Source organism: Ochrobactrum sp. C6C9, from assembly GCF_022627935.1.
GTDB classification, from domain to species: domain Bacteria; phylum Pseudomonadota; class Alphaproteobacteria; order Rhizobiales; family Rhizobiaceae; genus Brucella; species Brucella teleogrylli.
Map to the genome: position 1 here is coordinate 1 of NZ_JABXGB010000073.1, position 2738 is coordinate 2738.

The window sequence follows — 2738 nt, forward strand, 5'->3', positions numbered from 1 at the left end:
CCGCTCAGAATTCTGGGCAAACATCTTCATTCGCCCACAAAACGCGGACGTGTCAGTCTTCAGAATTTGCATTCCCTTCACCTTTCAAAAGGCAAAAGAAATCCACCCGCCAAAAAGACGCTTACGACTCTTGACACCGATTCGGGGAAATGCGATTCTCAGTCTGCTAGAACTTTGAGAGAGGCTTCCACGACGGTAACGTTTGGGGGCCTTTTTCTTTTGCTAAGTCTCCTAGTTGGGCTTTTTACTGTCCTTATATTCTTCATATAAGCGCTTCATATTATCCGATATCCACGCTCCAAACGCTTTTCCTTCAGGCTCTGAGAACTCGACAGCATATCCTTTAGGCTTGGATTTGATAACTGCTCTCAACTGTGAGTCATCAGAACGCCACGTATGATCAACTGTGTTTGTTGATACTTTGTTCGCTTGCTTAAGCGACGCGAAGATCGCTTCAAAGCGTTCGGTGCTATTTAGAGTGTGCAGAGTTTCGTTTCGAAGAAAGGTTTCGAACGCGTTAGGCTTATTGGCTAGCAGTGTAGCCATCGAATCCCATCTCGGGCGTCCAATACCTGGCGCTGCGCCAATAGCCTGTATGAGTTCTTCAGGTAACTTTCGTGCCAATGCAATCATTTCGGACAAAACGCCTCTGGATGAGGTACCGAACGTCGCCATGATCACCGCTCTCGTCGTTCCACGATCTTCCAGGCGCCGAGCAAATAATGCTTTCTCAATAAAACTGAGATCTTTGCGTTCAAGGTTTTCGTTACCTTGCGCTATAATCAACTCGTCGTCGGATAGGTCTCGAATGAACGATTTAACTTTTATGCCAAGCTGTTTAAGTGCCGCAACGCGCCGATGTCCGTAAGCCAGTTGATAACGGCCGGGTTGATCAGGATTTGGCCTTACAAGCACAGGTACTGCCTGCCCATTCTCCTGAATGCTATTCAATAAAGCGTCAAATTCCGCGCCTGTATGCTCATCGAGGCGATCTTTGACAAAGGATGCATCAATAAGATTTGCATCGAGTTCTACAATAGCTTGGCCATCGGCTAGCGCCTTGCGGAGTTCGTCAGCTTCATTCGAAAGGCCGGTGATGGCATCATTCATGCTTTGCAATGCGCCCGAAGACACCTGCGGCCGTCTGGGTGTGTTCTCAGCTGAGAACTCATGGTTAGTCGTAATCGGTGTTAGAAAATCTCGTAAAGCATCACGGCGCTTGTTCATTTTCTACCCCACGCATCTCTCACTAGTTCTTCGAGTTCATGATTGACGGCGTCGAGAGCTTCGATCGCACGATCATACGTTTGCCGGTGAAAGTTTTCTCTGCCGACCTCATAAAGAGTCTGTTTCGTAATTCCCGCGTCTGATATCGCGGCGGACTTGACCATCGAGTTAGTTAATACCCGGTCTCCGAATAGTCCTTTAAGAAGGCCCGCGATCTGCGACTGGGAGCCGTCGTTTGGTTCGTAACGAGTAAGCACATAGCGAAACCAGTCATAGTTCGCATTGCCTCCTGCTCTTTCAACAACATCAAAAAGGCCAGCGGTCATGTGCAAGAATTGACTCATAGATGCTACATCGAGCATTTGGGGATGAATTGTTACAAGCACCGAAGTTGCGGCACAGAGTGCCGACAGGGTCAGGTAACCAAGCGAAGGGGGGCAATCGAGAACCACGATGTCATAGTCGTCTTCCACACTTTTCAGCGCGGATGCTACTCGTGTGAAAAACAATTTGTCAGTTGATCTCGACGCTGATGTTAAGGCGCGAGGAGTTTCGTGTTCGAATTCCTGCAACTCGAGATTACCGGGTACGATATCGAGACCGCTGAAATATGTAGTTTTAATGATGCTTTTGAGAGACCGTTGAGCTTCATCATACCTGATTGCACCGTAAAGCGTCTCGTTAGGCTCGAGATCAAATTCCGGCTGTATTCCAAATAAAGCAGACAATGACGCCTGAGGATCTAGATCTGCGGCTAGAACACGATAACCGCGAAGTGCAAAGTACTGCGCTAAATGTGCAGCTGTAGTGGTTTTGCCTGAGCCACCTTTGAAATTAGTAACAGCTATTACCTGAAGTCGATCGTCTTCCCTACGGCGTTGGTCATAGCTCTTTTTATTATTACTCAAGTGATGCCGGATAGCATGGATTTGCTCCAAGGAATAGAGGCGCCTACCAGCGGCGTTCTTTTCCGCGTCTCCGATAACACCGTCGTTTACGAGAGTGCGAAGATAGACGTCGCTGATTCCAATCAGCTTTGCTGCCTCGCCCGGAGCAAATTTACGTAACTCTTTCTGTGCTGTCGGCGGGAATGCGCGTGCGCGAAGGTGTTGAAGCTGGGCGCTCAGTGTGTCGGCGTCCGCTTCAATAAGCCGAGTTAACGACTTTTCTACGGATTGCTTGACATTAGTGGCATTGGCGCTGTGGATCATTAAAATCGCTCAACAAGGAAAATAATCGGATTGAGCGTCAGAATGACCGTATCGTTGTGAGTCGTCAACAACTTTAAAGTTAATGATAGGTTAACGCGATCCAAGCAGAAAAGGCAATTACCCACGAAAAGGTCAGGCTGTTCGCTGTCGCAAAAAATGGCCAAACAAGATGTGTTCTCAGCTGAGAACATGAGTTCGCGGAGGGCGGCTCAGGTCTATAACCTGACGAATAGTCAAGAACTGCATTGGAAACTGAGAGCGTGCCGGGTGCTAGGTCAGTTTTCTTGGAGTCGTTATAAC

The 2738-nt window shown here is 48.2% G+C and carries 2 protein-coding genes; both read right to left on the reverse strand.

What is annotated here, in order from left to right; genetic code table 11:
* Positions 1–231: 231 nt before the first annotated feature.
* Positions 232–1227 carry a plasmid partitioning protein RepB gene (gene repB / locus HWD97_RS24025; protein ID WP_371835784.1) on the reverse strand — a complete coding sequence of 332 codons (996 nt, stop codon included), beginning with the start codon at positions 1225–1227 and terminating at the stop codon, positions 232–234.
* Positions 1224–2438, reverse strand: coding sequence for a plasmid partitioning protein RepA (repA, locus tag HWD97_RS24030; protein ID WP_371835785.1), 1215 nt, complete (start codon positions 2436–2438; stop codon positions 1224–1226). Before repA ends, repB begins: the two co-directional genes overlap by 4 nt.
* Positions 2439–2738: the final 300 nt, after the last annotated feature.

Excerpts from the sequence above, each read along its gene's own strand:
- repB (WP_371835784.1), bottom strand. The coding sequence starts at position 1,227 with ATGAACAAGCGCCGTGATGCTTTACGAGATTTTCTAACACCGATTACG.
- repA (WP_371835785.1), bottom strand. The coding sequence starts at position 2,438 with ATGATCCACAGCGCCAATGCCACTAATGTCAAGCAATCCGTAGAAAAG.